Below are 23,594 nucleotides of genomic sequence, written 5' to 3'. Positions count from 1 at the left end.
CATGTGGTTCGCGCTGGTGTACGGCGGCGTGGGCGTCTTCGCCTTCGCGGCGTTCCTGTGGCGAACCGGTCTGGCCCTGCGCAACCCGGGCAATCCCGCGCGCTGGGCGGTCGCGTTCGCCATCCTCGCGGCGGGCATCGGGTTCGAAGCGGCTGTGCCGCGCACCTATACCTGGATCGATGACGTCTCCGGCGTGCCCAACCTGGCGTCCCTGGTGGTGTACGGGGCCATCGCGGGCGCGGTGCTCACCCAGGTGGTCTGGACCGGGTTCATGGTGGCGGAGCGGGAACCGGACGCGAGCGCGGCACGGCGCGTGCTCGTCCTGCCGTTGCTCGTGCCCGTCGTGCTGGCGGCGCTGTTCACGACGGCGCCGGTGCACGACGAGAGTCATCCCACCGACTTCGACGACCACTACGCGAAAGTCCCGCTGGCGGTGGCGTTCCTCGGCGTCTACCTCACCGTCTACTCGGCGGCGCTGATCCGCATCATCGTGTTGTGCCGCCGGTGGATGGGCGAGGTCGATCGAATCTGGTTGCGCCGCGGCCTGCGACTGATCGCGCTCGGCAGTGCCGTCGCGCTCGGCTACAGCGTGGGCAAGGTGATCGCGATCGGCGCGGCGTGGTTCGGTATCGATCTGCGCCGCCTCAACACCGATATCGCGCCCGCGTTCGCGAGCCTGGGCGCCACCGTCATGCTGATCGGCTACCTGTGCCCCTCGTTGGCGCCGTGGCTGCTGCACACCACCGCCCGGCTGCGGGCGCTGCCGCGGCTGCGCCCGTTGTGGCTGGCCCTGCGCGAGGTGGATCCGGAACTGGCGCATTTGCCGGACCGGCGCGGCACGGCGGCACGAGATCGGGTGTACCGCAGGGTGATCGAGATACGGGACTGGCTGTTGCGGTTGCGACCGCATCTGTCCGCCGAAGCGGTGGCGATCGCCGAGCGCTTGGCGACCGAACTGGCGATCCCGGATCGCAGCAGAGCCGCCGCGATCGAGGCCGCCCGCATCGCCGCGGCGCTACGGGCGCACCGGCTCGGTCTGCCGCCCACCGGCGACGACCAGTCGTTCCGTGAACCGAGTCGACCCACGCTGGCCGCCGAGTCGGCCTGGCTGGTCGAGGTCGCCGTCCAATTCGATACGGGGCCATTGGTTTCGGCGACCCTGGCCGAGCTGGAGAACACCGGCGACCCGGCGGCCCCGCGCTGAACTCAGTACGGGCGGCTCGGCACGCGCGTCCGCCGGATCGGCACCACCGTCCACCAGGTGACGCAGCGCCACACCCATTCCAGCGGGCCGTACTCGAACAACCGCAACCACACGGCACTGCACACCGCTTGCACCGCGATGATCCCGACCGCCAACCCGAGCACCGCCGCGTAGCTCCCGGAGCCGGACAGGCCGAGACGCGGTGCCGCGAGCAAGATCAGCGCGGTGGCGCCGACGTAGTTGGTCAAAGCCAGGCGACCCAGCGGCCGCAACACCTCCGCCAGTACCTGGCCCGGCTCGATGCGCAGCAACAGCAGCAGCCCGGTGACATAGGCCAGAGCGCCCAGTAGACCCGCGACAGCCACCGCGGGAGTGGACCACAGCTCCAGATACGGTGTGCGGTATTGCCACCTGCCCGCCACTATCGCGGCGGGCACGGCGAGGGCGAAGACCGCGGCGATCTGCCAGCCCCGCTCATCGAGTGTGTCCACGATCCCGGCGCGCGCGGTGGCCAGGCCGAGCAGGAACAACCCCGGCGCGAGGGCCAGCCCGCCGCCGAGGGCCAGCGCTACGCCGAATGTTCCTACCAGTCCCGCCAGCAGCACCGCCCAATTCGGCAGCGCCGAGGCGGGCAGCAGGATCGCCAGCCCGGCCAGCGCGTACGGCAGCAGCGCCTCACCCGGCTGGAACTGCTGATGGACCAGGCCGATCAGCCCGAGCGCGAGCAAGCGGCGGATCAGGACCAGTCGCGGGCGCTCGCTCCGTTCCTCGGCACTGTCCAGCAGCAGTGCGAAGCCGATCCCGAACAGGAACGAGAAGATCGGGAAGAACCGTCCCTCGAACACCACCGACAGCGTGTGCCGGATCGGTAGCACCACGCCCGATTCGTCCGTCGCCGGGATGTCGGTGAGCCGCCAGATGTTCACCACCAGCATGCCGCACAGCGCGAAGCCACGAACCGCGTCGAGTTCCTCGATGCGTAGCGGACCCGCGTCGTGGTGCATGGATTCACGGTATCCAGCGACGGCCCCGAAGCCGGTATCTCGCGCCGAGATGTCGCCCACATTGATTAACGCACTAACTATTCATGCGCTAATTTAGGGGAAGACAAGGAGGACCGATGGAGACCGAGATCGAGGATCCGCTGCGCCTGGACCGGCAGGTGTGCTTCGCGCTGGCCGTGGCCAATCGCGCGGTGCTGGCCGTCTACCGGCCGCTGCTCGAACCGCTCGGGCTCACCCACCCGCAGTATCTGGTGATGCTGGCGCTCTGGGGCGAGGCGCCGATGTCGGTGAAAGCGATCGCCGAGGCCATCCAGCTCGACTCCCCCACACTGTCCCCGCTGCTCAAACGCCTCGAAGCCGCCGGGCTGATCAGTCGCGAACGCGACAGCCGAGACGAGCGCAACCTCGTGGTGAACCTGACCCCGGCCGGAGCCGAACTGCGCGCGAAGGCCGAGCGGATACCGCCCGCCGTCGTCCAACGCCTCGGCGTGACCCTGGCCGACCTCGAGCAGTTGCGCGATGTCCTCACCCGGGTGAACGAGGCGGCCCGCCGGTCGGTACTCGCCGAGCCCCACGCCCCGTCCTCGAACCCAGGAGCCCGGTCATGACCCGACAGCAACGACGGCCAGGTCCGATCCAGTGGATCGGCTACGCCTTCGGCCGCCGCCTGCCCGATTCGATGCGTGAGTGGGTGCGCGACGACCTGACCGGCAGGTTCGCCGCCACCCGGCACGTGCTGCGCGGAATGGTGCCGTTCACACCGCTGTTCGCGGTGTTCCTGCTCTTCCCCGGCGAGCTGTGGCTGCGCGGCGCGATGGTCCTGCTGGCGCTGCTGCTGGCCCTGTTCTACACGATCGCTTTCATGCCGATGAACCGCGCGCATCGGCTCGCGAAGCACGGCTTGCCCGCGGATCTGGAGAATCCGCAGCGCGCGCAGCGCCGAGCGCTGGAACGAGCCAGGTACGCGGCTCAGCACCCACACTGAGCGCGCGGCTCGCGGCCACCGAAGGCGGGGTGTCGCCCCCGTGTTCGCACCGCCGGAGCCGCACCAATTCGGCGGTGCCCGCGTCGAGGCGCTCGTCTGAGCCGTCCGCTAAGGGCTGGCGGCGAGGCCGACGAAGGCGGCGAACACCGCCAGGTGGACGCCGCCCTGCAGCAGCGTCGCCCGTCCCGGAACGATCGTCAACCCACCGACCACGACGGTCAGCGCCAGCAGCACCATCTGCGTGGCCCCCAAGCCGAGCACCAAGGGGTCCTCCAGCCAGATGCTGGCCACGGCGATCGCCGGAATGGTGAGGCCGATGCTCGCCATGGCCGAACCCAGCGCCAGATTGAGACCGATCTGCACCTGGTCGCGGCGCGCGGCCCGCACCGCGGCGATCGTCTCGGGCAGCAGCACCAGCAACGCGATCACCACGCCGACCGCCGATTGCGGCAGCCCCGCCGACTGGACCGCCGATTCCACGGCGGGCGAGACCACCTTCGCCAGCCCGACCACGCAGACCAGGGCGACCAGCAGCAGACCGAGGCTGGTGACGGCGTCGCGCGCGGTAGGCGGCTCGACACGCTCGTCGTCCTCGGCGACGACGCCGTCCGCCTCCACCGGCAGGAAGTCGTCCGGATGACGCACGGTCTGCACCATCACGAACAAGCCGTACAGCGCGAGCGAGGCCACCGCGGCGAAGGCCAGCTGCGCGGGCGAGAACTCCGGGCCGGGTTTGCTCGTGGTGAAGGTCGGCAACACGAGGCTGAGCGTCGCCAGCGTCGCGACGGTGGCCAGCGCCGCACCGGTGCCTTCGGCGTTGAACACCGCCACGCGCCTGCGCAACGCCCCCACCAGCAGGCAGAGACCGAGGATGCCGTTGCAGGTGATCATCGCCGCGGCGAAGACCGTGTCGCGGGCCAAGGTCGCGGTCTTGTCACCGCCCTGGGTCATCAGCGTGAGAATGAGCGCGACTTCGATCACGGTCACCGCGATGGCCAGCACCAGCGAGCCGAACGGCTCACCCACCCGGCGCGCCACCACCTCCGCGTGATGAACCGCCGAGAGCACCGCCCCGATCAACGCCACCACCACAACCGTCACCGCGACACCGGGCAGACTTCGGCCCCAGGTGACCGCGAGGGCGACAACGGCGAGCAATGGTACGAGCACGGTCCAACGGGCGATCAACAGACGGATCATGCCCACCATGGTCCCAGCAAATTGCTCGCATCCAGGTCAGGCGACCAATGTCCCCGCCCCGCCGCGGGTTCAGTCGTCCAGATCGATGCGCAGCGTGAGCAGGTCGGTGCCGACCAACCGGACGGCCGCGCTGTTGGCGCGCGGCAGGGCCGCCAACCGGGCACGCGGGTCGTCGTCGGGCAGCAGGTGGGCGGTGCCCGCGTGCCAGCGGCCGTGCAGCCGCAGCCGGACTCGATTGTTCGCCTTGATGTTTCGCACATACTGGGATCGCTCGCCGAACTCGGAGACCAGCCAGAATTCCCGGCCGATCTTCCGTCCGCCGATCGGAGTGATCCGCGGCTGCCCGCTCACCCGGCCGGTGGTCTCCAACAGAGTCTGCCCGGGCAGCGTACTGAGGATCGGATTGCCCAGTCGGCGCTGGAACGTCGTCACCACACGATGCTGGATATCGCGCAAGTTCGGCATGCCGCGACCGTAACACCGGGCGCACCCGTCGGCAGGCTTCGCCGCGTGCGCGATTCGCGCGTTGACCAGGGCACGGACCCGCGCGCGGCGGACCGCGGCAGCCACAGGAACCGGGACGCAAACGCCCGCCCATCGCGTCGCGCAGTATCGACCGTCCGTGCCGCCGCACCGAGCTGGACAGGGCACGCGGTGAGCAACCACGCGAGTCGCCATGCGCCGCAACAGCGCAATGTGATGCGCGGCATAGATGCCCGGTCGGGCAATGCATCTCCTCCGCTGCCCCAGCCGGCATGCGTGCGTGCGCGAGTGCCGCCCGCCGTCGCGCGCGCCGGTGCATCCGATCCGCCATAGCGTGTTCCGGCCGCGAAAAGCACCGCTTGAACTATGTTTTCCCGTCGTCCTCCTGGCGAAGCGATCGCGCGTGGTCCCGCGTTCCCGTCCGCGACGGCATGTCGAGGCGATGTCGTTACCGAAGAACATCCGGCAAGGAATCGACCCCGCCCCGGTCGATAGGTGAGAATTTGGCGGTGCGCACCCAGTTCACTGCCGAGCTCATCGCGTTGACCAATGATCTGACGCTGATGTGCACGCTGGCCCACGACGCCGTCGAGCGTGTCACCGACGCGCTCGTCGACGCCGACCTCACCGCGACCTACGAGGTCTTCGCGCTCGACGAGCAGTTGCAGAAGATGTACGGCGCATGCGAGGCGCGCACCGTGGTGTTACTGGCGCTACAGGCTCCGGTGGCCCGCGACCTGCGGCACGTGGTGACCGCGATCCAGATCGCCGGTGAGCTGTCCCGCATCGGCTGGCTCGCCAGCCGGGTCGCCGACAAGGTGTACCAGAGTCACCCCGGACACGCTGCCGAGCAACCCATCCTGGACATCCTCGCCGCGATGGGCAAGCTGGCGGCCGAGCGTACGGCTTTGGCCGGGCGAGCGGTCGCCGGTCGGCATCCGCTGCCGGAGGAGGAGACGCCTGCGGACCATTCGATGGAAACGCTGCACCGGCAACTGCGTTCCGCGCTGCGCGACCCCGCGTCCCAGCCGTCCACCGAAGTCGCGATCGACAACGCACTGCTGGGACACCACTTGGAGCGCTGTGCCGATCACACCGCGCGCATCGAGCGGCTCATCCGTTTCCTCGACACCGGGGTACCCCCGACCGCCCAGCCCACCGACGACGAGTGAATCCGCGTCCTACAGTGGAGCCGTGCTGTTCGACCCTGCGGCGGGGGCACTGATCTCGGACGGTGGACTGGCCACCGAGCTGGAGGCGCGCGGCCACGACCTCTCCGACGCGTTGTGGTCGGCCCGCCTGCTCGTGGACGATCCCGCCGCGATCCGGTCCGTGCACGAAGCTTATTTCCGGGCGGGCGCCGACATCGCGACCACCGCCACCTACCAGGCTTCTTTCGAGGGCTTCGCCGCGCGCGGGCTGACCAGGGCGCAGACGGTGGAGCTGTGGCGACGCGGCGTGGCGCTGGCCCGTGCCGCGTGCGACGCCGAGGCCGCTGATCGGCGCCGCTGGGTCGCCGCCTCGATCGGCCCCTACGGCGCCACGCTGGCGGACGGATCGGAATACCGTGGCCGCTACGGGCGCACCGTAGCCGAACTGCGGGCCTGGCACCGACCGCGCATGGAGGTGCTCGCGGAGGCGGGCGCCGACCTGCTGGCCATGGAGACCGTTCCCGACGTCGACGAAGCCGAAGCGCTGGTCGACCTGGTGAACGACCTCGGCGTGCCCGCATGGCTGAGCTACACCGTCGACGGAGCGCGCACCAGAGCCGGGCAACCGCTCGCCGACGCCTTCGCGGTGGCCACGGGCTCGGACTCGATCGTCGCGATCGGCGTGAACTGCTGCGCGCCCGCCGATGTCGCCGCCGCGGTCGAACTCGCCGCCGGAACCGGCAAGCCCGTGGTCGCCTACCCGAACAGCGGTGAGGACTGGGATGCCGCGCGCCACCGTTGGACCGGCCCCACCCGGTTCACCGCAGGACAAGCCAGGGACTGGTTCGCCCGAGGCGCACGGATCATCGGCGGCTGCTGCCGGGTCGGCCCCGCACAGATCACACGCCTGGCAACGGAACTACGAGGAACCCCGCCCGGCACCGGTTCACCCGACGCGGAAGCACCGGGCTGATCACCGACGCGGCGGGTTCACGTCTCCTCGAGCATGGGGAAACGCCCCGAACCGAGCAGCCCCGCGATCGCGTCCATCTTCGCCTGCGGCGCGGCGTAGTCGGGATGCGCGCGCAGCACCGACGCCGCGTCGTGCAGCCGGATCATCTGCCGTTCGGCCTCGGCCGCGGTGCGCCCGCCCGCGCTGACCGGATGGCGCGCGTACACCGCACGGCTCCGGTCGACCCGTCCCAGCGCCAGAGCTTTGTCCACGCGGCGCGAGCAGCGGCAGAACGCCGCCGGGTCGACCAGGCCGCAGGTCGAGTTCAGGAAGTTCCCGAGCCGTTTCTTGGCGCGCTCCAACCGCTTTCGATAGGCGGTGGGGGTGATGTCGAGGATCCAGGCGGCCTCGGTGGAGTTCAGCTCGAACACATCGCCGAGCACGAAGGCGATCCGTTCGTCCCGGGCCAGGCATTGCAACATGCCTTGACTACAGGTGAGCCGCACCTCGGCAGTCAGAAGCACCGCTTCCGGTCCGCGATAGTCCGCCTCCGACAGTCCGTCGGCCAGCCCGTCCCGGTAGGCGTCCAAGCTCAGTTCCGCGGCCTCCTGCGGGGTCTGCCGCCGCAGATTCAGCAGGTGGTTGACGCCGATGCGGTAGGCCCAGGTGAGCAGCTTCGCCTCGCCGCGCCAGGTGTGCAGATGATCGAGGACGCGCACCATGATCTCCTGCGTCGCGTCCTCGGCCTCCGCGGGCCGCCAGACCATGCGCAGCGCCAGCCGGTACAGCGGATCCTGCAACAGGCGCACCACCTCGGCGACGGCGTCCCGGTCGCCCGCGACCGCGCGGGCGACCATGGCCTTCTCGTCCGCCGCCACTCGCTCGTGCTCCGTGCTCATCCGGCCATCATTCGGCCCGCGCCGCGGTCGGCGCAAGCACTGCCGGATCACAGCGCGGCCGAGATCACGCGCGAGCGGCGGCACCGACCAAGGCGTGCCGGTCGAGCCACTGCGCGACCGCCCGGCCGATCTCGTCCGGCCGATCCTCCGGCGCGTGGTGGCCCGCCGGAGGGATCGCGACGACCTCGGCGCCCGCGAAGGTGCTCGCCGCCCAGTCGATCGCCTCCGCCGATCCCAGCCCGACGCCGTTCTCCAACGCCATCAGCAACTTGGGCACCTCGGGCGTCGCGGCCGCCCAGTCGTCGTAGTGCCGCACCAGGGCGACCACGTCTGCGGGCTCGCCGTCCAGCGGGAACTCCCGCGGCCACGCCAGCAGCGGCTTGCGCGAGGCCGGAGTCGGATACGGCGCCCGGTACACGTCGTGGTCCTCGGGCGACAGGTCGGCGACGCCCTTCGGCAGGTTGAACTCGATGAAGATGTTCTGCTCCAGGATCATCCGCTCCCCTTCCGCGGAGCGGAACTTCCGGAACAGCTCGGCCCCGAGCGGAGGCAGCTCGTCGAAGCGCATCGGCCGCAGGAACGTTTCGATCAGCGCGATCCCGCGCACGCGGCCGGGATGCCGCGCGGCCCAGTCCATGCCCAGCGCGCCGCCCCAGTCGTGTCCGACCAGCACCACCCGGTCCAGCCCGAGCGCGTCGAACCAGGCGTCGAGGTAGGCGGCGTGATCGGTGAAACGGTAGGCGCTGTCCGGCTTGCCCGACTCCCCCATGCCGATCAGGTCCGGCGCCAGCACCCTGCTCCGGTCGGCCACGTGCGGAATGACGTTGCGCCACAGATGTGAGGAGGTCGGATTGCCGTGCAGGAACACGACGGGGATCTCTCCCGCACCGGTATCGCGGTAGTTGATGAACGAGTCGATGACGTCGACGGTGGGCATGATGTGGTCCTTTCGGGTCCGGCTTTTCGCCTGCACCCGTTTGGACACACGAATCACACCGCCTGTGACCGGATATGAAGTGAGCATCGTCACAGGCCTGTCGAACCGGTCGTCGCGAGGGCGTCAACTCTCGGACACATCCGTACTCATGCAGTAGATATATGGTCGAAACTGAAGATCGGCTGAGAAACTTTTCGAACCGTCCGAACGAACTTGCCAATTCGCACGGCATCTATCTACTGTCTTGATACGTAGAACGAAGCGTGATCGAGACGGAGCGGATGCGTGCGGCAACGGGAAACGGCTTCCCTGGTCACCGGCGCCCGCCGGACATCGATCACCCCTGATCATCACGAGTGAGTCCGGAGCAGGCGCGGCTCGACACCTCGGGACCTCCCCCTCATCAGCCCCGTGGTGTCGTCCCAGTGCGGGTTTCGGAGTGGACAACCATCCGCACAACCGCGCGGCTCCACCGGCCTCCTCGTGATCACCGCCCCCGAATCGGCGCCGGCACGGCGATTCGGGGGCGGCCCCGTTCTCCGGCTCGGCAGCTCTGGCGCACGGCCCGTTACCGGCCGGCTGTGCCGAATCTCATACGCGCCGCTCGGTTGCGCGAACCCGGTCACTGGATACCTTTTCGCCGGTTACAGTTTCAAGTGGATTCGGCGTTAGGAAGTTCGATGAAGTCCACAGTGCAACGGCTGGCTCTGATCGGCATCATGGTGGCGACTTCCATCGGACTGGTCTCCTGCACAACCGTTCCGCCCGGCCGGTCGACCGCGTCGGGCTGCGGTTCCGGCGGACGGGCCTGCGCCGACGCGCCCGCCCCGATTCCCTCGCGGGACGCGCTCGGGCTGTTGAACGCGCTGCGCGTGGCCGACCGTGCGCCCAAGACCGGATACAGCCGTGACGAATTCGGGCCGCCCTGGTCCGACAACGTCTCGGTGCCCGGCGGTAACAACGGCTGCGACACCCGCAACGACATCCTCCAGCGGGACATGACCGACGTGACGTTCAAGTCGGGCAAGTGCATCGTCGCGACCGGAACGCTCGCCGACTTCTACACCGGAAAGACCATCGACTTCAAGCGCGGCACGAAGTCCTCCGACGACGTGCAGATCGACCATGTCGTCGCGCTCTCGGACGCGTGGCAGAAAGGCGCACAGAAGCTTTCCGCCGAACGCCGCCGCGACCTGGCCAACGACCCGCTGAACCTGCAGGCCGTGGACGGTCCGACCAACCAGTCCAAGAGCGACTCCGACGCGGCCGATTGGCTGCCGCCGAACAAGGGTTACCACTGCGCCTACGTGACCAGGCAGATCCAGGTGAAGACGGCCTACCAACTCTGGGTCACCGCGGCCGAAAAGGACGCCATGACGCGGATTCTCACCGCCTGCCCCTGAGTCCTAGGGAAACTCGATCACCACCTTCCCGAAGGGGTCTCCGGTGCGGAAGTACCGGTAGGCCGCCTCGGCTTCCTCGAACGCGAACACGCGGTCGATGACAGGACGCATCCCGTGGGCGGTGATCGCTCGGTTCATCGCCTCGAACTGCGTCCGGCTGCCCACCGCGATGCGGCGGATGGACAGATACGACGTCCCGAACGGGTTGCCTACGGGCGCGTCGGTGGCGGGCATCGCGCCGATCATCGTGATCCGCGCGTTGTATCCGCCCGACCGCACGGATTTCGCCAGGGTCGGCATACCCACCGCGTCGAGGATGTGTTCCACGCCGTCGCCTCCGGTGCGGTCCAGCACGGCCAGCTCCCAGTCCGGTGTCCGGCTCCGATCGATCACCTCGTCGGCTCCCAGCGCGCGCAGCCGCTCGGCCTTTCGCGCGCTCGAGGTCACCGAAATGACCTGAGCGTCCAGCATTTTCGCGTGCTGCACACCGAAAAGGGCCACCGATCCACTGCCGACGGTCAAGACGGTCTCGCCGGGCAGCACCGGCAGCGGCGTGGTCAGCGCCGCCCACGCCACCACTCCGGCGCAGGTCAGCGTGGCGGCCTCCACATCGCTGAGATGGTCGGGCACGTGCACCACCGAATCCTCCTCCAGCACCGCGTACGTGGCGAGCATGCCGGGATAGGTGGCGCCGTACTGCTCGACCACGTGCGCTTGGCGCTGTGGACCGTCGATCCAGCGGACGAAGTAGGAGGCGGTCACCCGGTCGCCGACCGCGGCGCGCGTCACTTCCTCGCCCACGGCGATCACCTCGCCGACACCGTCGCTGAGCGGGACGACGCCCGGGGTCGCGGGCAGCGGATACGTTCCGTCCAGCAACATCAGATCGCGACGATTCAGTGACGCCGCCAGCATCCGGATCACCACTTGGCGTGGCCCCGGCTCTGGCACCTCCTGCGGCGCGACGGTCAGCGCGTCCGCCCCGCGCGCCGGGTCGAGATGGTAGGCGACGGCCCGCATCACGCGACGCCGATGTATTGGTGGTCCCACCGGATCCGGCCCGCGTCGTCGAGCGCGATGACGTCGTATCCGCCGCCGACGACCGCCCCGTCGGTCTTCGTCACCATGTGCCAGGTCAGGCCGATCAGGTTCAGTGAAAGGCGAACCGCCTGCCCCTCGGGTACGAACACGTGCTCACCGGGGGCGACGAATTCCTCGTAGGCGCGATCCACGCGCCGGTCCAGCGCTTCGTAGCCGCGGATCTCCACGGTCGGGATCGGGAAGGACAGTCGGGCCAGCGCCTCCCGCATCTCCTGCGGCGGGTCCACCAGTACCTGGGCGCCGTCCTCGGACCACAGTTCCCGGATCCGCTTGTGCCTGGTCTCCGCGTCGGATTCGTTCCACAGCGCGATGTAGCGCTCGGCGAATCGGGAGAGTTCCCGCTCATCGAATTGATTGCTCATGGGACGGAGTCTCGCCGTCGTTCGGAGCCTGTGCGATTCCCCGCAAGGTATGGCGAGCCCGCCGCCCGACGCCCGATACTGCTGCCATGACGATGGCGGCCGAGTCCACCGGGTTCGCCCGGCAGCTCAAGCATTGGCGCACGCTGCGGCGGGTCAGCCAGCTGGATCTCGCGATCCGCGCCGACACCACGCAGCGTCATCTCAGCTTCCTGGAGCAGGGCCGCTCACGACCGGGACGCACCATGGTGGTGCGGCTGGCCGAATCATTGGAGCTGTCGCTGCGTGAGCGGAACGGACTACTGCTCGCCGCGGGCTACGCGCCGGTCTTCCCCGAATCGGCGCTCGACACCGCGGAATTGGCGCCGATACTGGAGGCGTTGCGGGCGATCCTGGACGGCCACCTGCCCTACCCTGCGCTGGTGGTCCGGCCGCACGGCATCCTGCTCGCCGCCAACGCGGCCTTCGAGGTGCTCACCGAGGGCGCCGCGCCGTGGCTGTTGGAACCGCCGGTCAACGTGCTGCGGCTCGCGCTGCACCCGGAGGGCCTGGCCGCCCGCGTGGTCAACCTGCCGGAATGGGGACGGCACGTCACCGAGGCGCTGCGCAACCGGATGGCCCGCAGCCCCGATCCCGGCTTGGACGAGTTGATCGACGAACTGGAGACCTATCTTCCGCAGACCGAGCCCGGACCGGACCATCTCGGTTTCGCGGTGCCGCTGCGCCTGCGCTGCGCCGAAGGGGAATTGCGTTTGATCACCACGCTCACCTCGTTCGCCACCGCGGTGGACGTCACGCTCGCCGAGTTGCAATTGGAGGCGTTCCTGCCCGGCGACGAGCGGACCGCGCGAATTCTGCGCGACCGCGCGGCGCGATACTGAGCGGGCCTGCGCTCACCAGTGCCGCGCCGCGGCGGTCAGCCGCTGACGGACCAGCTCGACGTGCGGGCGAACAGCGGGTCCGGGCCGACGCACCAGGAATGCCGTGTTGATCGGCGGGTCCTCCGGTTCCAACAGCGCGACGAGCGATCCCGAAGCCAGTTCGGCCGCACAGAGATACCGCGGCAGCACACTGATCCCCGCACCCGCCGCGACCGCCGCGGCGACCGCGCGCAGGTCCGCGACGACCACCGCGGCCTCGGCGGCGAGCCGGACGCCGAAGACGTGCCGCCAATACCGGCGCAGGATCGGCAGATCCGGGGCGTAGCTGACCAGCGGAACATCGGACAACGCGACCGGACCTTTGGCCCGCAACAGGTCGCCGTCGACGCGCGCGGCGATCTGCGGCCCGGCGACGAGCACGAACTCCTCGTCGCCCAGCGGTTCGGCGACCACCGTCCGGCCTCTGGGCCGGACCGTCGACACCACCAGGTCGAAGTGCCCGGCCCGCAGCCCGCCGAGCAAGTCGTCGGTCAGCCCCGCGTGGACCGCCAGTCGGACCCCTCGCTCGACCAGTGGCGCCAGCGCGGGCAGCCCGTGCACCGCGAGGAACTCCGCGGGCCCGGCGAGACGAACGGCGGGCTGTGGCGTGGGTTCGGCGCGGTGGACCGGACCCGCCACGGTGTCCAGCGCGTCCAGCGGCGCGGCGATGCGCTCCGCCAGCTCGGTCGCCGCCGCGGTCGGCGCGACGCCGCGCGGCAATCGGTCGAACAGTCGCGCGCCGAGCCGCTTCTCCAACGCCTGCAATTGGCCGGTCACGGTCGGCTGGGACAAGCCGACCAGCCGCGCCCCGGCTGTGATCGAACCGGCCCGGTGCACGGCCAGGAAGGTGCGCAACTGGTTCAGATCTAGATTTCCATCGGAATCTCTATCGCTCACCGCGCAAGTCTATTCTGCCGCCGATAGCTGCACCGGAGGTCCCGCGGGGTCGTTCGGACCCGCGGGACCTCCGGCCGACTCAGACCGACGCGAGCTCGTGGTCGGCGGGAGCGTCCCAGTCGATCCGGTAGCGCTGCTCCGGTCCCATGGTCTTCTCCGGTTTCATCACGGTCTTGGCCATGACCGGCATGAGCAACTGCATCACCTTGCGCCCCACCGGCCCCGGCGTCTTGCTGTGATTGATCTTCGCCGCGCGGGCCGCGACGCCTTCCACCCGCTCGCGCCGCAAGCGCTCGTACACCGCGAACGCCTCCGGGGCGGGCAGATCACGCAGACAGCGAGCCAGCTGCACGGCGCTCTCGATCGCCAGCGACGCGCCCTGACCGGAGCTGTTGGACGGAGCGTGCACCGCATCGCCCACCAGCACCATCCGCCCGCGATACCAGTGCGGCACCGGCGGCATGATGTGCAGCGCGCCGACCACCTCCAACTGCTCCTCGGTGGTGCGCCGAGCGAGCTCGCCGCCAGGGGTGTCGTCGCCGTAGGCCTCGCGCAAGATCCGCAACCAGTGCGCGCTCGGCACCGCCCGCGCCGCGGTGAGCGACAGATACTCCTTGTGCGGCAGGTTCGCTCCCCATGCCACCCGCCCATCCCCGAGCGGCCAGTACAGGTAGTAGGCCCGCTTGCCGAACGCGAAGGTCATGGTGTCCGGGGGGATGTCGGCGTCGCACTCGGTGGTCGCGCCGAAGCCGAGCATGCCGGTGTAGTCGGGGCCGGGCGCCTTCGGGTCGATCAGCGTGCGTACCCGCGAGCGGATGCCGTCCGCGCCGATCAGCACGTCGGCGGTGGCCGTGCTGCCGTCCGCGAACTGGGCGGTGATGCCCGACGCGTCCTCGCGCACATCGACCAGGCGCTTGTCGTACTCGAACGGAACGCCCGCCGCGACCGCGTGCCGGTGCAGCGTTTGGTGCAGCTCGCTGCGATCGACCAGTTGCAGCGGCGGCATATCGGGGATGCCGGGCATCGCCAGCACCTTCGCGCCGATGGACATGTTCATGTTGCGGACCGGCAGCGCGATGGCGCGGACCGGGTCGCCCGCCCCGATGATGTCGAGCGCGGCGACGCCGTTCGGCGCTAGCGCGAGTCCGCTGCCGATGCCATAGGAAGGGCCGGGATAGGCCTCGTAGACGCGGGCGTCGATGCCCGCTTTGCGCAGGGCCGTCGCGACGACGGGGCCGGCGATGCCGCCACCGATCACCAGGGCGGTACGTGTTGTGGACATGGGTGTCTCCAGGATTCGTGCGATACGGGTTTCGGTTCCCGGACCGACACACGCGCCACCCACCCGGTTATCCTGTGGTTGCCAGCCTTGTAGCCGGGTGCGCGTTCGCGGGCGCGGTTCGAGACTGTTCGATCGGGCCCGGCGGCGGTGTTGCCGCACCTTCGCCGGGTCCGGTTTCTCGGCTAGTCCTCGGCCATCCCCCTCTCCACCATTTCGGCGACCTCCGACGGCAGCGTGCCGCGCTCATGCCACTCGCGCCATTGCGCCAGTCCGGGGAAGGTGCCCTCGGTCAGCTCCGCGCGCAGCGAGCGCGTCCACGCCGCCTCGGCTTCCAGCATCGCCAGTCCGAACTCGGACTCGATGAGGAACAGCCGCGGTAGCGTGCTCGCGAGCTCGCCGAGTTCGCGACGGACGGTCTCGATGGTTCGATCCAGCGCTTCCAGGCGAGTGCCGAGCAGTTCGGCCACCTCGGCAGGGGGAAGCACCGCGAGAATCGACAGCCCCGCGACGAACCGGTGCGGTTCCGGTTCCGGCGTCGACAGCAGTTCCCTGGTCCAATCGGCCATCTCGGCGCGGCCCGCGTCGGTGATCCGATAGATGACTCGCTCGGGACGGGCGCCAGCCCGCTCACTGCCGACGACTTCGAGGAACCCGACCTTGGCCATGTTCTGCACGACCGTGTAGAGCGAACCCCATTTGATCGCCATGTCGTGGTCCTTGCCCCGGTCACGCAGGGTCTGGGCGATTTCGTAGCGGTGCATCGGGCGCTCGACGATCACGGACAGCACCGCGAGCGCCAGCAGGTTGTCGACCTTGCGTTTCTTCATCGCGGCACCTCCTTACTCGTCTACGAATATACGTCTACGAGCAATTGGCCGCAAGAGCGGTCAGGCGGGCACCGTTTCCTGCTCGCGCGCGTGGTCCTCCAGCAACTTCGTGGCGATGTTCGTCAGCGCCTGATCCAGCAGTGCGCGATCGGCCGGGTCGGCCTCGTTCCAGTCGTCGAGCCTGGTGTCGAGCCAGCGCCGCCAGGCCGCCTTGATCCGATCCATCTCGGCCGCACCGGAATCGGTGAGCCGCAAGCGTTGTCCCTCGCGCGCCAGATAGCCTTCCGCGCCGACCTGGTCGTAGATCGGCTCGATCACCTCCTGGGGCACTCGGTGCGCCCAGGCGATTCCGGCCAGCGTGGCGTCACCGCGCACCCGGTCGCGCAGATACACCTGGCCGAGCGCCCATGCCTCACCGCGTGTGAGGTCGCTGTCCGCGTCGGCGAGGATGCGCGCGCCGATCGGATCCTCCGCCCCCGCTCGGTGCATGGTGCCCGCGATGGCGCGTTCCAGCTGCACCAGCCGATCGGGCGAGTCGGGCACCGAGAACCCTTCGCCCACATCGCCCGCCCCCGCCCGCGCGCTGTCACGCAGCGGCACCTCGGGCAGGAACCACGCGACCACGAATCCGGCCAGCACGATCGGAACGACCCAGAAGAACACGTAATCGATCGAGTCCGCGTACGCATCGATGATCGGCGCCGACTGTTCGGCGGGCAACGCGCGCAACGCCTGCGGGTCCGCCGCGACCCCGGGTGGCACCACGCGCACCTGAGCCAGCGCGGCGGCGAGGTTGGGGCCGATCTGGTTGCTGTAGAGCGTGCCGAAGATGGCCGTTCCGAAGGCGCTACCGAGCGTGCGGAAGAACGTGACACCGGAGGTCGCGGTACCCAGCTGGGCGTAGGGCACGGTGTTCTGCACGACGATGGTGAGCACCTGCATCGCCAGTCCGATCCCCAGGCCGAGGATCAGCATGTACAGCGACTCCAGCAATGTGCCGGTGGTGCGGCCCATCGTCGACATCAAATACAGACCGAGCGCCATGACCAATGTGCCCGCGATCGGGAAGTATCGGTAGCGGCCGGTCTTGCCGACCACCTGCCCGGACAGGATCGAGGTGGTGAACAGGCCCACCACCAGCGGCAGCGTGCGAACACCCGACATGGTGGCCGAAACGCCGTCGACGTATTGCAGATACGCGGGCAGGTAGGTCATCGACCCGAGCATGGCGAAGCCGACGATGAAACTGAGGATCGAGCACACCGTGAACACCCGGCTGCGGAACAACCCCATCGGCAGCATCGGTTCCGCTGCTCGCAACTCGACCCCGACGAACGTGGCGAGCAGGAAAACCGCCGCGGCGAACAGACCGATGATCGTAGGCGAGCCCCACGCGTACTGCTGCCCGCCCCATTCCAGGCCGAGGATCAGGCAGGAGACGCCCAGCGCCACCAAGCCGATGCCGAGGTAATCGATGATCGGCCTGGCCGCCGCGCGCACCCGTGGGATGGTGCGGGCCGCCAACGCGATCATCACCACCGCGACCGGCACGTTGACGTAGAAGCACCAGCGCCAGCTGGCGTGGTCGGTGAACAGGCCACCCAATGTCGGGCCGATCACCGTGGTCACGCCGAATACCGCGCCCAGCGCGCCCTGGTACTTGCCCCGCTGCCGCAACGGGATGATGTCGGCGATCAGCGCCATCGACGTGACCATCAGTCCGCCCGCGCCGAAGCCCTGGATCCCGCGGGCGAGGACCAGCACCAGCATGCCGTTCGCCAGGCCGGCGACCATCGAGCCGACGATGAAGATCACCGCACTGATCTGGAACACCAGCTTGCGGCCGAACAGATCGCCGAGCTTCCCGGCGAGGGCGGTCGCCACCGCCTCGGCGAGCAGGTACGAGGTGACCACCCACGCCATGTGCCCCGCCCCGCCGAGGTCGGCGACGATGGTGGGCAGCGCGGTGGACACGATGGTCTGGTCCAGCGCCGCCATGAGCATGCCGAGCACGATGGTGCCGAACACGATGTTGGTCTTGGCCCTGCCCATCGGGGCAACAGGGTCCGCGGCGACAGCAACCGAACCGGCCATCAGCCCAGTATGGGCTTTTGCCGCTTCGATGGATATCCAGCGACACGGCAGCGAATCAGCCGGGTTCGCCCTCCGGCGCTTCCTCCGGCCGCTCGATGAGCGACATCGCGATGGGGACGAGCAGATCGACGAGTTCGGCCACCGACGGACGCGGGTCGGCGAGCACCCACTCGTGCGCCAGCCCGTTGATCGCGCCGATCAAGGCGCTCGCCCCCCACCCCGGCGTGCCGCGCACCCGCGAACCGGGAGCAACCACCGGCACCACGTGGGTTTCCAGCACGGAAGCCCACGCGTGCCTGCGTTCGCGGCGGTGCCGCTCCATCCGTTCGCTCACGCCGACCACCTCGATGAAGGCGACCTTGGCGCGGTAGGGATCGGCGCCGATCGATTCGAGATAGGCGGTTACCACGGCGGTCATCGCGGCGCGCAGGTCGAACCGCGGATCGAGCGCGTCCATCCGCGCGACCACGGCCGCGGCGGCCTCGTCCTGGATCCGGTCGTACGCGGCGACCAGAACGTCCTCCCTGGTCTGGAACTCCTCGTAGAACTGACGCTTGGACAGACCCGCGGCGGCGCACACGTCGGCCAGCGAGCAATCGGCGTAACCGCGCTCGGCGAAGATCCGGGTGGCCGCGTCGAGGAACCGCTGACGCCGCTCGGCTTTCCGCTCCACGACGGCACGCCCGCCGTATTGCCTGCCCACTGTCGCCGTCATATCTCTCACCGTAGCGAAATCACGGCGACCACGAACTACCCCGCATGCCTCGGCCGCCGCCCGATTCGTACTTGTGATCCGGATCATGACGCCGCATACTCGGGTCCAGTCTGAAACCGATGGGGCTCACAAATGTGGCTCACCGAACGAAGAGGTTCTCGCGTGGTCATTTCCCGCAAGCACGCACCGAAGCTGCTCGCGGCGCTCGCCGCGGTGGCGGTGGGACTGCCCTTCCTCCCCGCCTCGGCAGCCGCCGAGCCCGCGCCGGACGATCCGGTGGTCCAGCCCGCACTGCCGTTCCCCCTTCCGCCGCTGCCGCCGGGCTTCGACCCGGCGTTCTATCGCCCGCCCGCGCAGACCTACACCGACCTGGCCCCCGGCCAGATCATCGCCGCACGCCAGGTCAATCTGGCGAACCTGTCGCTGCTCCCGGTGAACGTGGACGCCTGGCAGTTGTCCTTCCGCTCCAGCAACTCCCGCGGCGAGGCCATCCCCGCCGTGGCCACGGTGATCAAGCCGCGCGGCTACGTCGCCGACCGGCCGCTGTTCTCCTACCAGATCGCCGAAGACTCGACCGGCAACTACTGCATGCCGTCGTATCAACTCCAGATGGGTTCCATCCCCGCGACCTTGACCGGCTCCACCCTGGTGGCCGCCCAGTTCCTCGAGGTGCAGGCTGCGCTGGCCCAAGGCTGGGCCGCGGTGATCCCCGACCACCAAGGGCCCGACTCGGCTTACGCCGCAGGACCTTTGGCGGGCCGCATCACGCTCGACGCCATTCGCGCCGCGGAGAACTTCGCACCGATGCAACTGTCCGGGTCCGGGACCAGGGTCGGGATGATGGGGTACTCCGGCGGCGCGATCGCCACCGGCTGGGCGGCCGAACTGAAGCGCGACTACGCACCCGAACTGAACGTGGTCGGCACCGCGGAGGGCGGCATCCCCGCCGACCTCTCGGCCGCGTTGCGGATGGCCAACGGCAATCTCTCCGCCGGGCTGATCTTCGCGGGCGCGCTCGGCGTCTCGCGCGAATATCCCGAACTGCGGAAATTTCTCGACGAGAACGCGAACGGCCTGGGCAAGCTCATGATCGCGGGCAAGGAACAACTCTGCGCGAGTTACCAGGCCGCGCTGTTCCCGTTCGCCGACAACCTCGGAATGCTGGCGAAGAACCCCTTCACCGACCCCGCCGTCAACGACGTGCTGAACAAGACGAAGCTCGGCAAGGCCGTGCCGGACATGCCGATGCTGATGTACCAGGCCAATGCCGACTGGTTGATCCCGGTCGGACCGGTCAACGAGCTCGTCGGAACCTATGCCGCTGACCCGGGCGCGCGGGTCGAGTACATCCGCGACCACTTCAGCGAGCACCTGACCCTCGACCCGATCGCGGCGCCGCGCGCACTGCTGTGGCTGAAGGACCGCTTCGCGGGCGTGCCGGTGGCCGACGGCGTCACCATCACCGATGTCGGCTCGATGACGTTGGACCCCGCCACCTGGCAGGTGTGGAGCGACACGGTGGGCGCCGTACTCGCGGCCGCCTTCGGGCAACCCATCGGCAGCGGCCGCTGAACGACCCCGCCGACAGCTCGTGTCGCGGGCGCGTTCCGCGACACGAGCTCTTGCGTCTGAGACGATCGATGCCGATATCTTCCCCGGAAACTTACTCCAGAGTAAGGTTGGCGCATGGCGTGGAAACCAGCTGAGATCCCGGACCAGACGGGACGCACCTTTGTCATCACCGGCGCGAACGGCGGCTTGGGCGCCGTCACCACGAAAGTCCTGGCGTCCAAGGGCGCGACCGTGATCATGGCCTGCCGCAACGCGGTCAAGGCGAAGGAGGTCGCCGCGGGCATCGACGGCGATGTCCGCGTGGCGGAACTGGACCTGGCCGATCTGTCCTCGGTGCGCAAGTTCGCCGACGACAGCGGCGAATTCGACGTCCTGGTCAACAACGCCGGCCTGATGAACATCCCGTTCTCGCGGACCAAAGACGGCTTCGAGACCCAGTGGGGCGTCAATCACCTCGGGCACTTCGCGCTCACCGGCCTGCTGCTGGACCGGATCACCGATCGGGTGGTCACCCTCTCCAGCATCGCGCACAAGCAGACGCCGAAGCTCTGGATCGACGACCTCGACTACGAAAAGCGTCGCTATCAGCGCAATCTCGCCTATGCGCAGGCCAAGCTGTGCAATCTGATGTTCGCCCGCGAACTCCAGCGCAGGCTGCGCGAATCCGGCTCGCGCAAGCGCTCCTACGCGGTGCACCCCGGTGTCTCGGCCACCGACCTCTTCGCGCACACCGAGACCCCGCTCGACCACATCTCCAAGCCGTTCATCCGCCTGATCGGGCACTCGCCCGCCAAGGCCGCGCACTCGACATTGTTCGCCGCCACCATGCCGGACGCCGATCCCGAGACCTACTGGGGCCCGACCCGGCTCTTCGGCAGCCAGGGCCCGGTGAAACCCTCGTCGTCCACCCGCCTGTCGCAGAACAAGGACCTGTGGCAGCGGCTGTGGGCCGAGTCGGAGCGCAAGACCGGCGTCACCTACTCGTTCTGAGCGGAGCAACACCGGAGCGGACGCCCGATGCGCGTTGCCACATGGCGGCGAGCGGCACCACTCGTGACGACTGGACTGCGTGATTCGTAGCGGCCCGCTGCCACATCAAAAGCCACATCCGGCAGCGGGCGCGCGGCCGCTCGTCTCGGCATCCGACACCGCCCCGAGCGCCGGTCCGCTCCGCACCGTTCGTCACCGCGATGACCGTGGTCACAGCAGGCGCCGGACGGCGTACCTTGTTCTACGGCCCGCGTAGTAGAACGGGTACCGTAGAAGCCGTGTCCGCCTCACCCCGCCGCTCGGCACACAACCGCCCGGCCCTCATCGCGCTGGTGATCGTCGCCGCGCTGGGCTGCCTGGGGCTGGCCTGGTGGCAGTGGGAACGGTACGAGTCCGCGACCGGCACCGCACAGAATCTCGGCTACGCGCTGCAGTGGCCCCTGTTCGCGGGTTTCGCCGTCTTCGCCTACTTCCGGTTCGTGCGGCTGGAACGCGAGGCAGGCGAATCAGAGGAAAAGAACGAGTCCGCCGCGGCTTCGCGGCGCGATTCACCCACCGCCAGGCGCGCCGCGAAGCCGATCGCGCCGACCGAACTCCCGGCGGGACTGCTGCCCGAGCGCCCGAAGGCCGTCCGGGATGAGGACCCCGTGCTCGCCGAGTACAACCGATACCTCGCCGCGCTGCACGCCGACGACATCGAAGAACAGGTCCGCACGGCAGGCATGCACACCCGTGAGAGGAGCGCCGGTTGACCACCAGCGAGAATTCCACCGAGACCACCGCTGCCCCGGCCCCGGCCCGGAACGCCGCCAAGATCGGTCCGGCGCTGCTGCGCTATCGGGCGCTGGCCTGGATCACCGGCCTCTGGTTGCTGCTGCTCACCGGTGAGATGATCGCCAAGTACGGCTTCGACGTGGCCACCCCCAGCTGGATCGCGGTCGTGCACGGCTGGGTGTACTTCGTCTACCTGCTGGTCACCGCCGACCTCGCGGTCAAGGTCCGCTGGCCGGTCCTGCGCACCGTCGGCACCCTGCTCGCGGGCACCATCCCGTTGCTGTCGTTCTTCGTCGAACACGTCAACGCCAAGCAGGTCAAGCAGACCTTCGGCGTCTGAGGCGTCAGCCTTCGGCGAGCGCCGCCAGCGCGGGCGTCAACTGGGCCAGCGCCCGCCCGCGATGCGACATCGCGTCCTTCTGGGCGGGCGTCAACTGGGCCGCGGTGACATCGCCGCCTTCCGGGACGAACAGCGGGTCGTAGCCGAAACCGCCGTCGCCCACCGGCTTCCGCCCGATCGAGCCGGGCCATTCGCCGCGCACCACGGTCTCCGCGCCGCCGGGCACCACCAGCGCGCAGGTGGACACGAACCGCCCGCCGCGCCGCTCGTCCGGCACATCCGACAGCTGCGCCAGCAGCAGCGCGTTGTTCGCCGCGTCGTCGCCGTGCTTGCCCGACCAGCGCGCCGACAGCACACCCGGCATGCCGTTCAACGCGTCCACCTCGATACCGGAATCGTCCGCGACACAGGCCAATCCGGTGGCCGCGGCGCCATCGCGCGCCTTGGCCAGCGCGTTCTCCTCGAACGTCGCGCCGGTCTCGGGCGCCTCGTCGTACGGGGGAACATCGTTCAATCCGACGATCTCGATGCCGGCGATGCCGGCCTCGTCGAGGATGCGGCGCAGTTCGTTCAGTTTCTTGGTGTTGCGGCTGGCCACCAGCAGACGGCGGGTCATCACTTCCTCTTCGACTCGGCGGGCTCGGGAAGCACCCCGGGATACGGCAGCGCCAGCGCCTCTTTCTGCACGACGAACAACTGCTCGCAGGACGCGAGCGCGGCATCGAGCAACTTGTCCAGCGTGGAGCGCGGGAAGGTAGCGCCCTCGCCGGTGCCCTGGATCTCCACCAGCGTTCCGGTATCGGTGGCGACCACGTTCATGTCGACCTCGGCGCGCGAGTCCTCCTCGTAGGGCAGATCCACCCGCACCCGGCCGTCGACCACGCCGACGCTCACCGCGGCGATCGCACAGGAGATCGGCTGCGGATCGGCCAGCGCGCCCGCCGCGCCGAGATAGCTCACGGCATCCGCCAGCGCCACATAGGCACCGGTGATGGCGGCCGTCCTGGTACCGCCGTCGGCCTGGAGCACATCGCAATCGATCGCGATGGTGTTCTCCCCGATCGCGGCGAGGTCGATACAGGCGCGCAACGAGCGGCCGATCAGACGACTGATCTCCTGGGTCCGTCCGCCGATCCGGCCCTTCACCGATTCCCGCCCGCTGCGAGTGTGCGTCGCGGCGGGCAACATCGCGTACTCGGCGGTGAGCCAGCCCAACCCCGAGTCACGCCGCCACGGCGGCACCCCCTCGGTGACGCTCGCGGTGCACATCACCCGCGTCTGCCCGAACTCCACCAGCACCGAACCAGCTGGATGCGTGGTGAAACCACGGGTGATCCGGACCTCGCGGAGCTCATCGTCCGCCCTGCCATCGGCTCGTCTCGACACGGCCACAGCCTACTGTGTTGGTTTTGCCGCGACTGCGTCGCGGCGTGTTCGCGGCCCCATTGTGGCTCGCGTTTGCGCGACCGCCGCTTGCTCCTTCGTCGCGTACGCGGCGGCCGCGC

25 protein-coding genes are annotated in these 23,594 nt (G+C 69.2%); 11 read left to right on the top strand and 14 right to left on the bottom strand.

Features of this window, described 5'->3' with window-relative positions; translation table 11 throughout:
* Position 1 precedes the first annotated feature (1 nt).
* Positions 2-1,204, top strand: coding sequence for an MAB_1171c family putative transporter (locus ACWEH3_RS19435; RefSeq protein ID WP_450019926.1), 1,203 nt, complete (start codon positions 2-4; stop codon positions 1,202-1,204).
* A gap of 2 nt (positions 1,205-1,206) precedes the next feature.
* Here the strand turns inward: ACWEH3_RS19435 and ACWEH3_RS19430 are convergent, their stop codons facing one another.
* Positions 1,207-2,208, bottom strand: coding sequence for a DUF418 domain-containing protein (locus ACWEH3_RS19430; RefSeq protein ID WP_450019924.1), 1,002 nt, complete (start codon positions 2,206-2,208; stop codon positions 1,207-1,209).
* A gap of 116 nt (positions 2,209-2,324) precedes the next feature.
* On the opposite strand from ACWEH3_RS19430, the gene ACWEH3_RS19425 reads away from it, so the two are divergent.
* Both ACWEH3_RS19425 and ACWEH3_RS19420 read left to right on the top strand, forming a co-directional pair.
* Positions 2,325-2,816, top strand: a complete 492-nt coding sequence (locus tag ACWEH3_RS19425) for a MarR family winged helix-turn-helix transcriptional regulator (RefSeq protein WP_356966920.1) — start codon at positions 2,325-2,327, stop codon at positions 2,814-2,816.
* Positions 2,813-3,193, top strand: a complete 381-nt coding sequence (locus ACWEH3_RS19420; RefSeq protein WP_355075633.1) for a DUF5313 family protein — start codon at positions 2,813-2,815, stop codon at positions 3,191-3,193. The genes ACWEH3_RS19425 and ACWEH3_RS19420 overlap by 4 nt, the downstream gene beginning before the upstream one ends.
* 108 nt (positions 3,194-3,301) lie before the next feature.
* Here ACWEH3_RS19420 and ACWEH3_RS19415 read toward each other — a convergent pair whose 3' ends face one another.
* Both ACWEH3_RS19415 and ACWEH3_RS19410 read right to left on the bottom strand, forming a co-directional pair.
* Positions 3,302-4,393 (bottom strand): calcium:proton antiporter, encoded by a 1,092-nt coding sequence (locus ACWEH3_RS19415; protein ID WP_450019921.1) that lies wholly within the window; start codon positions 4,391-4,393, stop codon positions 3,302-3,304.
* 69 nt (positions 4,394-4,462) lie between these two features.
* On the bottom strand, positions 4,463-4,858 hold the full coding sequence (locus ACWEH3_RS19410; RefSeq protein WP_450019919.1) for a nitroreductase/quinone reductase family protein: 396 nt from the start codon (positions 4,856-4,858) through the stop codon (positions 4,463-4,465).
* 527 nt (positions 4,859-5,385) lie between these two features.
* On the opposite strand from ACWEH3_RS19410, the gene ACWEH3_RS19405 reads away from it, so the two are divergent.
* Together ACWEH3_RS19405 and mmuM are read left to right on the top strand one after the other, a co-directional pair.
* Complete coding sequence (locus tag ACWEH3_RS19405; RefSeq protein WP_450019917.1) at positions 5,386-6,048, top strand: phosphate signaling complex PhoU family protein; 663 nt, start codon at positions 5,386-5,388, stop codon at positions 6,046-6,048.
* Between the two features lie 49 nt (positions 6,049-6,097).
* Positions 6,098-7,000 carry a homocysteine S-methyltransferase gene (gene mmuM / locus ACWEH3_RS19400; protein WP_450020038.1) on the top strand — a complete coding sequence of 301 codons (903 nt, stop codon included), beginning with the start codon at positions 6,098-6,100 and terminating at the stop codon, positions 6,998-7,000.
* 17 nt (positions 7,001-7,017) lie between these two features.
* Here the strand turns inward: mmuM and ACWEH3_RS19395 are convergent, their stop codons facing one another.
* Both ACWEH3_RS19395 and ACWEH3_RS19390 read right to left on the bottom strand, forming a co-directional pair.
* A complete protein-coding gene (locus tag ACWEH3_RS19395; protein ID WP_450019915.1) occupies positions 7,018-7,878 on the bottom strand; it encodes an RNA polymerase sigma factor in 861 nt (286 codons plus the stop codon).
* Positions 7,879-7,942: 64 nt separating this feature from the next.
* Positions 7,943-8,902 (bottom strand): haloalkane dehalogenase, encoded by a 960-nt coding sequence (locus tag ACWEH3_RS19390; protein ID WP_450019913.1) that lies wholly within the window; start codon positions 8,900-8,902, stop codon positions 7,943-7,945.
* 593 nt (positions 8,903-9,495) lie between these two features.
* On the opposite strand from ACWEH3_RS19390, the gene ACWEH3_RS19385 reads away from it, so the two are divergent.
* On the top strand, positions 9,496-10,218 hold the full coding sequence (locus tag ACWEH3_RS19385) for an HNH endonuclease family protein (RefSeq protein WP_450019911.1): 723 nt from the start codon (positions 9,496-9,498) through the stop codon (positions 10,216-10,218).
* A 3-nt stretch (positions 10,219-10,221) separates the two neighbouring features.
* On the opposite strand, the gene ACWEH3_RS19380 is transcribed toward ACWEH3_RS19385, so the two are convergent.
* Entirely contained in the window at positions 10,222-11,238 is a 1,017-nt protein-coding gene (locus ACWEH3_RS19380; protein ID WP_450020036.1) for a zinc-dependent alcohol dehydrogenase family protein, read from the bottom strand.
* Entirely contained in the window at positions 11,238-11,681 is a 444-nt protein-coding gene (locus ACWEH3_RS19375; RefSeq protein WP_450019909.1) for a hypothetical protein, read from the bottom strand. Before ACWEH3_RS19375 ends, ACWEH3_RS19380 begins: the two co-directional genes overlap by 1 nt.
* Before the next feature lie 86 nt (positions 11,682-11,767).
* Between ACWEH3_RS19375 and ACWEH3_RS19370 the strand changes: the two genes are divergently transcribed.
* On the top strand, positions 11,768-12,559 hold the full coding sequence (locus tag ACWEH3_RS19370) for a helix-turn-helix domain-containing protein (RefSeq protein WP_450019907.1): 792 nt from the start codon (positions 11,768-11,770) through the stop codon (positions 12,557-12,559).
* A gap of 12 nt (positions 12,560-12,571) precedes the next feature.
* Here the strand turns inward: ACWEH3_RS19370 and ACWEH3_RS19365 are convergent, their stop codons facing one another.
* The 5 genes from ACWEH3_RS19365 to ACWEH3_RS19345 form a co-directional block, all read right to left on the bottom strand.
* Positions 12,572-13,495 carry a LysR family transcriptional regulator gene (locus tag ACWEH3_RS19365; protein ID WP_450019905.1) on the bottom strand — a complete coding sequence of 308 codons (924 nt, stop codon included), beginning with the start codon at positions 13,493-13,495 and terminating at the stop codon, positions 12,572-12,574.
* 79 nt (positions 13,496-13,574) lie between these two features.
* The gene (locus ACWEH3_RS19360; protein ID WP_450026357.1) at positions 13,575-14,777 is read right to left on the bottom strand and encodes an FAD-dependent oxidoreductase; all 1,203 of its coding nucleotides are present in this window, start codon (positions 14,775-14,777) and stop codon (positions 13,575-13,577) included.
* 182 nt (positions 14,778-14,959) lie between these two features.
* On the bottom strand, positions 14,960-15,604 hold the full coding sequence (locus ACWEH3_RS19355; protein ID WP_450026359.1) for a PadR family transcriptional regulator: 645 nt from the start codon (positions 15,602-15,604) through the stop codon (positions 14,960-14,962).
* A 60-nt stretch (positions 15,605-15,664) separates the two neighbouring features.
* Complete coding sequence (locus tag ACWEH3_RS19350; RefSeq protein WP_450026361.1) at positions 15,665-17,698, bottom strand: DHA2 family efflux MFS transporter permease subunit; 2,034 nt, start codon at positions 17,696-17,698, stop codon at positions 15,665-15,667.
* Between the two features lie 55 nt (positions 17,699-17,753).
* Positions 17,754-18,413, bottom strand: a complete 660-nt coding sequence (locus tag ACWEH3_RS19345; protein ID WP_364430135.1) for a TetR/AcrR family transcriptional regulator — start codon at positions 18,411-18,413, stop codon at positions 17,754-17,756.
* A gap of 132 nt (positions 18,414-18,545) precedes the next feature.
* Between ACWEH3_RS19345 and ACWEH3_RS19340 the strand changes: the two genes are divergently transcribed.
* The 4 genes from ACWEH3_RS19340 (at position 18,546) to ACWEH3_RS19325 (ending at position 22,089) form a co-directional block, all read left to right on the top strand.
* Positions 18,546-19,985 carry a lipase family protein gene (locus tag ACWEH3_RS19340; RefSeq protein WP_450026363.1) on the top strand — a complete coding sequence of 480 codons (1,440 nt, stop codon included), beginning with the start codon at positions 18,546-18,548 and terminating at the stop codon, positions 19,983-19,985.
* A 114-nt stretch (positions 19,986-20,099) separates the two neighbouring features.
* Positions 20,100-20,975, top strand: a complete 876-nt coding sequence (locus tag ACWEH3_RS19335) for an oxidoreductase (RefSeq protein WP_356966897.1) — start codon at positions 20,100-20,102, stop codon at positions 20,973-20,975.
* A 278-nt stretch (positions 20,976-21,253) separates the two neighbouring features.
* On the top strand, positions 21,254-21,727 hold the full coding sequence (locus tag ACWEH3_RS19330) for a transcriptional regulator (RefSeq protein WP_450026366.1): 474 nt from the start codon (positions 21,254-21,256) through the stop codon (positions 21,725-21,727).
* Complete coding sequence (locus ACWEH3_RS19325) at positions 21,724-22,089, top strand: DUF3817 domain-containing protein (protein ID WP_450026368.1); 366 nt, start codon at positions 21,724-21,726, stop codon at positions 22,087-22,089. Before ACWEH3_RS19330 ends, ACWEH3_RS19325 begins: the two co-directional genes overlap by 4 nt.
* A 4-nt stretch (positions 22,090-22,093) precedes the next feature.
* Here the strand turns inward: ACWEH3_RS19325 and rdgB are convergent, their stop codons facing one another.
* Positions 22,094-22,705, bottom strand: a complete 612-nt coding sequence (rdgB, locus tag ACWEH3_RS19320; protein WP_450026370.1) for an RdgB/HAM1 family non-canonical purine NTP pyrophosphatase — start codon at positions 22,703-22,705, stop codon at positions 22,094-22,096.
* The gene (gene rph / locus ACWEH3_RS19315) at positions 22,705-23,475 is read right to left on the bottom strand and encodes a ribonuclease PH (protein ID WP_450026372.1); all 771 of its coding nucleotides are present in this window, start codon (positions 23,473-23,475) and stop codon (positions 22,705-22,707) included. Before rph ends, rdgB begins: the two co-directional genes overlap by 1 nt.
* Positions 23,476-23,594: the final 119 nt, after the last annotated feature.

Source organism: Nocardia sp. NPDC004718, assembly GCF_053601535.1.
Note: the sequence above shows the minus strand (reverse complement) of the source record. Positions and strands in the feature narration are given on the sequence as shown.

Excerpts from the sequence above, each read along its gene's own strand:
- ACWEH3_RS19435 (WP_450019926.1), top strand. The coding sequence starts at position 2 with ATGTGGTTCGCGCTGGTGTACGGCGGCGTGGGCGTCTTCGCCTTCGCG.
- ACWEH3_RS19430 (WP_450019924.1), bottom strand. The coding sequence starts at position 2,208 with ATGCACCACGACGCGGGTCCGCTACGCATCGAGGAACTCGACGCGGTT.
- ACWEH3_RS19425 (WP_356966920.1), top strand. The coding sequence starts at position 2,325 with ATGGAGACCGAGATCGAGGATCCGCTGCGCCTGGACCGGCAGGTGTGC.
- ACWEH3_RS19420 (WP_355075633.1), top strand. The coding sequence starts at position 2,813 with ATGACCCGACAGCAACGACGGCCAGGTCCGATCCAGTGGATCGGCTAC.
- ACWEH3_RS19415 (WP_450019921.1), bottom strand. The coding sequence starts at position 4,393 with ATGATCCGTCTGTTGATCGCCCGTTGGACCGTGCTCGTACCATTGCTC.
- ACWEH3_RS19410 (WP_450019919.1), bottom strand. The coding sequence starts at position 4,858 with ATGCCGAACTTGCGCGATATCCAGCATCGTGTGGTGACGACGTTCCAG.
- ACWEH3_RS19395 (WP_450019915.1), bottom strand. The coding sequence starts at position 7,878 with ATGAGCACGGAGCACGAGCGAGTGGCGGCGGACGAGAAGGCCATGGTC.
- ACWEH3_RS19390 (WP_450019913.1), bottom strand. The coding sequence starts at position 8,902 with ATGCTCACTTCATATCCGGTCACAGGCGGTGTGATTCGTGTGTCCAAA.
- ACWEH3_RS19385 (WP_450019911.1), top strand. The coding sequence starts at position 9,496 with ATGAAGTCCACAGTGCAACGGCTGGCTCTGATCGGCATCATGGTGGCG.
- ACWEH3_RS19380 (WP_450020036.1), bottom strand. The coding sequence starts at position 11,238 with ATGCGGGCCGTCGCCTACCATCTCGACCCGGCGCGCGGGGCGGACGCG.
- ACWEH3_RS19375 (WP_450019909.1), bottom strand. The coding sequence starts at position 11,681 with ATGAGCAATCAATTCGATGAGCGGGAACTCTCCCGATTCGCCGAGCGC.
- ACWEH3_RS19370 (WP_450019907.1), top strand. The coding sequence starts at position 11,768 with ATGACGATGGCGGCCGAGTCCACCGGGTTCGCCCGGCAGCTCAAGCAT.
- ACWEH3_RS19360 (WP_450026357.1), bottom strand. The coding sequence starts at position 14,777 with ATGTCCACAACACGTACCGCCCTGGTGATCGGTGGCGGCATCGCCGGC.
- ACWEH3_RS19355 (WP_450026359.1), bottom strand. The coding sequence starts at position 15,604 with ATGAAGAAACGCAAGGTCGACAACCTGCTGGCGCTCGCGGTGCTGTCC.
- ACWEH3_RS19350 (WP_450026361.1), bottom strand. The coding sequence starts at position 17,698 with ATGGCCGGTTCGGTTGCTGTCGCCGCGGACCCTGTTGCCCCGATGGGC.
- ACWEH3_RS19345 (WP_364430135.1), bottom strand. The coding sequence starts at position 18,413 with ATGACGGCGACAGTGGGCAGGCAATACGGCGGGCGTGCCGTCGTGGAG.
- ACWEH3_RS19340 (WP_450026363.1), top strand. The coding sequence starts at position 18,546 with ATGTGGCTCACCGAACGAAGAGGTTCTCGCGTGGTCATTTCCCGCAAG.
- ACWEH3_RS19335 (WP_356966897.1), top strand. The coding sequence starts at position 20,100 with ATGGCGTGGAAACCAGCTGAGATCCCGGACCAGACGGGACGCACCTTT.
- rdgB (WP_450026370.1), bottom strand. The coding sequence starts at position 22,705 with ATGACCCGCCGTCTGCTGGTGGCCAGCCGCAACACCAAGAAACTGAAC.